The 5,796-nt window shown below is 67.1% G+C and carries 3 protein-coding genes; 1 reads left to right on the forward strand and 2 read right to left on the reverse strand.

The genetic code is table 11. From position 1 onward, the window contains the following. The first annotated feature begins 317 nt into the window (after positions 1-317). On the forward strand, positions 318-848 hold the full coding sequence (locus WAL33_RS00690; protein WP_422177503.1) for an AAA family ATPase: 531 nt from the start codon (positions 318-320) through the stop codon (positions 846-848). A 42-nt stretch (positions 849-890) separates the two neighbouring features. Here WAL33_RS00690 and WAL33_RS00695 read toward each other — a convergent pair whose 3' ends face one another. Further along, positions 891-3,122, reverse strand: coding sequence for a S9 family peptidase (locus WAL33_RS00695; RefSeq protein WP_422177505.1), 2,232 nt, complete (start codon positions 3,120-3,122; stop codon positions 891-893). 376 nt (positions 3,123-3,498) lie between these two features. Then, positions 3,499-5,796: TonB-dependent receptor (locus WAL33_RS00700; RefSeq protein WP_422177507.1), on the reverse strand; the 2,298-nt coding region annotated here is incomplete at its 5' end.

Below are 5,796 nucleotides of genomic sequence, written 5' to 3' on the forward strand. Positions count from 1 at the left end.
CCGACCGGCTCCAGAGACGTGAGGTTTGACGCTGTCCCTACGCACGCGGACAACACCGCCGACAGAGCTTCCCGCTCGATCGCCCCCCGCCGCCGCATCGGTCGCTGGCCATGCGCCCTTTCCCTGCAACGAGGTGAGTCAAGGATACGGGCGGTTTCAACGCCGAGGAGATGTGACGCTGATTATTTTTCAGGACGTTGGGATTGCTCAGGTTCTTCACGCCGCCGACGGGGATGCACATCGCTCCATCCCCTAAATCCCGCTCATCCCGGCGTTCGCCGGTATGAGCGGATGAAAACTAGAGCCGGAGTTCGAACTTGAACCGTTTCGTCGTGATCTCCGGCTGCTCGGGCGGCGGCAAGTCCACCTTGCTGGCCGAACTGGAGCGACGCGGCCATGCCGTGATCGAGGAGCCCGGTCGGCGGATCGTGCGCGAGGAACTGGCGGGCGACGGTGCGGCCTTGCCCTGGGTCGATGCGGCCGCTTTCGCCAGGCGGGCGGTCGCCATGGCGTTGGCGGACTGGGAAACGGCGGCAAGGCTGGAGGGGTGGGTTTTCTTCGACCGAGGTCTGGTCGACGCCGCCGCCGCCCTGGAGCACGCGACGGGCGAGGCCGTGCTGGAGGCGTTGGGCCGAGCCCACCGCTATCGCCGCCAGGTGTTCCTGACCCCGCCTTGGCCGGAGATCTACGTCAACGATCCCGAGCGGCCCCATGGATTCGAGGCGGCGCGGGCCGAGTATGAGCGGCTGTTGGAGGCCTATGCAGCCCTCGGTTACGCAGTGTCGATCCTGCCGAAAACGAGCGTCGCCGCGCGGGCCGATTTCGTGCTGGAGACCTTGGCGGTCTAGGCGGCGATCGGGGACAGGCGCATGCGCCTGTCCCCGGCCAAATCACTGACCCTTCAGTTGGCGATCGAAGAAGTCCAGGTGCGTCCTCAGAACGTGCACGCCCTTGGACTTGCTGCTGCCGGCGCTGTGGCGCTCGCCGGGATAGAGCATCATCTCGAACGGGGTGGCGTTCTTCTGCAGGGCCGCGATCAGGCGGGTGCTGTTTTCGAAGATGACGTTGTCGTCGGCCATGCCGTGCAGCAGCAGCAGGCTGCCCGGCTTGAGGGCCGTCAGACGGTTCAAGACATCGGACCTGGCGTAGCCGTCCTTGTTCTCGTCCGGCTTGCCCATGAACTGCTCGGTGTAGTGGGTGTCGTAGAGACCCCACGCGGTCGGCGGCGCGCCCGAGGCGCCGGCCTTGAACGGGGTGTCCGGGGCGGTCAGCAGCATCATGGTCATGAACCCGCCGTACGACCAGCCCACGACGCCCAGCTTGTCGGCGTCGACATAGGGCAGCGACTGCAGGAACCTAGCGCCGGCCAGCTGGTCCTCGACCTCGACCGTGCCCATGCGGCGATCGAGCGCCCGCTTGAACTTGGCCGAGCGGTTGGCGGCGCCGCGGTTGTCCAGCTTGAAGACGACATAGCCGTCCTCGAGATAGGGCCGCTCGCTGACCTTCTGCCAGGAGCGGCTGACGGTCTGGGCGTGCGGGCCGCCATAGACCGAGACGATGGCCGGATATTTCTTGGCGGGATCGAAGCCGACCGGCTTGAGGATCTGGTAGTGCAGCACCTCGCCGTCGGCGGCCTTCAGCGTGCCGTATTCCGGAACCGACAGGGTGGCGGCATAGGGCCAGTAGGGGTGACCCTGCGCCAGTTTGTTTTCCTCGATCCAGCGCACGCGCTTGCCGGCCGCGTCATAGAGCGCGGTCTGGGGCGGGGTCTTGGGATCGTTGTAGCTGCCGGTGAACGCGCCGCCGGTCTCGGCGACCTTGGCGGTCCACCAGCCGCCGGCCGGGGTCAGGGCCTTGGGTTTGCCGGGCTTCGCATAGGAGACCTCGTAGATTCGCCGCTCCAGCGGGGTGTCGATCGAGGCGGTGAAGATCGCGACCTTGCGGGCTTCATCGACACCTTCGAGGTCGCCCACTGGCCAGTCGCCCTGGGTGATCTGGGCGATCAGCTTGCCGCCGGCGGCGTAGTGGTAGAGGTGCTTGTAGCCGGACTTCTCCGACGACCACAGGAAGCTGCCGTCCTTGAGCGGCTTGAAGTCGTCGGCGAGCTCGACCCAGTGGGCGTCGGTGTCGGTGACGATCGTCTTGCCCGCGCCCGAGGCCGGGTCGTAGGCGATCAGGTCGACGGTCTTCTGGTCGCGGGTCTGGCGCTGGACGTACAGGGTCTTGCCGTCGGCCGACCAGTCGACGCGGGCGACATAGATGTCCTTGTTCGGGCCCAGGTCGATCTGGACGATCTTGCCGGTGGCCAGATCCTGGACGAACAGGTCGACCACGGCGTTGGGACGGCCGGCGCGCGGGTAGCGCTGCTCGACCACGGTGGCGCCGCCCGGGCCGATGTCGGCGCGCGGGATGATGTCGACGCCGCTCTCGTCGACGCGGGTGTAGGCGATGCGGGTTTCGTTGGGGCTCCACCAGTAGCCGGTGAAGCGGTCCATCTCCTCCTGGGCGATGAACTCGGCGACGCCGAACGACAGGGCGTCCTTGCCTTGGGTGGTCAGGGCCTTCTCGGCCCCGCCGGCCGCCCCCCCATTCAGGGGCTTGATGTAGAGGTTCTGGTCGCGGACGTAGGAGACGAAGCCGCCCTTGGGCGAGACCTTGGCGTCGACCTCGTCGCCCGGGGTTTCGGTCAGGCGGCTGACCTTGCCGTCGGCGACGCTGTCCAGATAGAGGTCGCCGTCCAGCGGGACCAGGATGAAGCGGCCTTGCTCGTCCCAGCTGTATTCGACGATGCCGCGGGTCGCCGCGACGCGGGCTCGTTCGCGGCGGGCCTTTTCGGCTTCCGACAGCTCCTTGGTTCCCGACGACAGGGCCGCCGAGTCGATCAGGCGATAGGGCTCTCCGCCCTTGACGTCGGCCGCCCACAGGTCCTGGACGTTGGCCGCCTCGGGCTTGCCCTTCAGATAGGTGACCCGCTTGCCGTCCGGCGACAGGGCCACGCCCTTGGCCGTGGGGCCGTTCAGGGCCGGGTCGGCGAAGACGCGCTCCGGGGTGAGTTTTTCCGCCATCACGGGCGAGGTCAGGGCGAGGCAGGCCGCGATGGCCAGGAGCGAGGGTCTGATCATGGCGCGGGACGCTATCGGCGAGCGCTGTCGTTGTCAGCAGGGAAAGTTTGGTTCCTCCGCGGTGTTAGGTCCTCCCCCCACCGTCGGCTGCGCCGACACCTCCCCCAAAGGGGGAGGGCGTTGATGAGGATGCGTCAGCTCGCCGCGCCCCGCGAGAATCGTTTGCCATCGCCCACGTGTTAGCGCTAACAACAACCTGTGAGGCGCCGAGCGCCTCTGCCCTTCTGGGCGTTTCCTCCCTAATGAACTTCAAGCCCGGTCTTTTGGCCGGGCTTTCTTTTTGCGCGCGTGATGATCGCGGGCCGGAAAACAAAAGGGCCGGAGGTTTCCCTCCGGCCCTTCGTTCGTCCCGGTATGGCGTCGATGACGCCGCGGCTTAGAACTGCTTGCGGATCGTCAGATAGGCCTGGCGCGGGGCGCCCGGCAGCAGGGTCATGGCCTGGCCCGCCGGGTCGGCCTTGGACGCGCCGCCCGAACCCACCGTCGAGATATAGTCCTCGTCGGTCAGGTTGGTGATGTTGGCCTGGATGTCCAAACCGCGCAGCCAGCTGTTGGTCTCGCCGTCGAAGCGATAGCCCAGGGTCAGGTCGGCCACCGTGAAGCCCTCGACGTTGCCGCCGTTGTTCTCGAACGTGTACCAGCGCGAGCTGGTGTAGCTGACGCCGAGATTGGCGAACAGGCCCGTGCCCTTGTCGTAGCCGAGCACCGCCTTGAACAGATGCTTGGGCGTGAAGACCACGTCCTTGTCCTTGGTGCGCATGGCCACCGCGCCGCCGACGCCGGGGACGTCGTCCTGATAGGTGGAGTCGTTGTAAGCATAGGAGCCGTACAGCGACCACGCGTCGGTCACCCGGTACTGGCCGGCCAGCTCGATCCCCTGGGTCTTGACCGAACCGACGTTGGACAGGACGGCCGGCAGGCCCAGGATCGGCGGGGCGGTGCTGGCGCTGTCCAGACGGTTCTCGAAGTCGACGTGATAGACCGCCGCCACGCCCTGGAAGCGGTCGGTCTTGTAGCGGACGCCGCCTTCGAAGGTCTTGGAGGTCTCGGGTTCGAGGTTGTCGCGGATGTAGTTGACCACCGACTGGTTCTGCGAGGCGAACGGACCCGAGGTCGCGGCCGAGACGAAGGCGGCCATGTTCTCGGTGTAGCCGCCGAACAGTTCGAAGCCGTTGTTCAGCGCATAGACGGCGCCGACCTGGGGCAGGAAGCTGTCCTTGGACTCGATCTTGCCGTTCACGGCGCCGACGATCGAGGTCACCTCGTTCTCGACCTTCAGGGCCTTGAAGCCGAAATTGACCTTCAGGGCGTCATTCACCGTCCACACGTCCTGTACGTAGCCGGTCGTGGTCTTGGTGTTGAACTTGTATTCCCACGAGGTGGTGAACGGGTTGGACTGGAAGTCCAACGGGTCGCGCGACGGGGCCGCGCGGGTCTCGGCGTAGAACCGGCGGGCCTGGTGGAAGTCGTTGTCCTCGGTCCAGAAGCCGGCGCTGACCGCATGGGCGCCCAGGTCGACATAGAGGTTGCCGATCAGGCCCTTGCGGTCGATGTCGTACTCGGTGGTGCGGATGGACAGCGGGGCGGCGGTCGAGCCGGCCGTTCCGTAGCCCGGGCTGACCGTGTAGGGCGTGTACCACAGGCCCTGGCCTTCGTTCTTGTGGCCGTAGGCGGTCAGGTCGAAGCGGGCCGTTTCGCCCAGGTCGTGCTTCAGCGCGACGGCGTAGATGTCGTCGTCGCGGATGCCGGCCCCGGCGTAGTAGGCGTCGTCAGGCGTGGCGACGCCGTACTGGGCGTAGGGGTTGGTCCCCACGCCGGTCCAGTAGCCGTCTTTGAGGATGGGGGTCGCGCCCGCGTAGTTGGCCGGGTTGTTGAGCACGGCGCCGACGCCGACGGCCTTGTTCCAGTCGGGCTGGAAGTTGTCCCAGTCGCGGCCCAGGCGCTTGATCATGTCGAACGACATGTCCTGGTAGTCCTGCTCGCGGCGCTCGGAGTGGTTATAGAACGCGGTCAGCGCGCCGGTCTCGCCCAGGGGCAGCACGACCTTGGCGTCGAACTGGCGCTGCTTCTGCTCGCTGCCGCCCTTCCACTTGTCGGCCTTCTGGTCGACGGCCGAGACATAGGCGCGCAGGCCGCCCAGGCTGTCGATGGCGCCGGTGTCGATGCGGCCAAACACCCGGTGCATGCTGTCCGAACCGGCCGTGGCGTTGGTCTGAACGTGGAAGTCCTGCGACGGGTCGCGGGTGAAGAACTGCAGCGTGCCGCCCAGGTTGCTGGTCGAGGCGGTCGACAGCGAGCCGGCGCCCTGGGCCAGCTCGACCTTGCCCAGGTCCTCGCTGGTGACCGCGCGGCTGATGTGCAGGCCATTGTAGTTGCCGTAGTTCATGTCGCCCAGCGGCACGCCGTCCAGGGTGAAGCCCAGGCGGCCCTGGTCGAAGCCGCGGATGGCGACGCGGGTCGACCACTCATAGGCGCCGAAGGCGTCGGCTGACTGGAAGCTGACGCCGGGCAGCTTCTCGATCGCGCGCAGCGGGCTGGAACCGGCGGCCAGCACCTCGATCTGGGTGGTGTTGATGGTCTGGACCTGGCGGCTCTGGCCCTGGCCCAGCACGATGACGGCGTCGACTTCGGTGGCGTCAGCCGGAGCGGCGTCAGCCGGAGCGGCGTCGGCGGG

It is taken from the genome of Caulobacter sp. (assembly GCF_049283275.1).
Classification (GTDB): domain Bacteria; phylum Pseudomonadota; class Alphaproteobacteria; order Caulobacterales; family Caulobacteraceae; genus Caulobacter.

Bases quoted from the DNA above. Each gene is read 5' to 3' on its own strand.
- WAL33_RS00695 (WP_422177505.1), bottom strand. From the start codon at position 3,122: ATGATCAGACCCTCGCTCCTGGCCATCGCGGCCTGCCTCGCCCTGACC.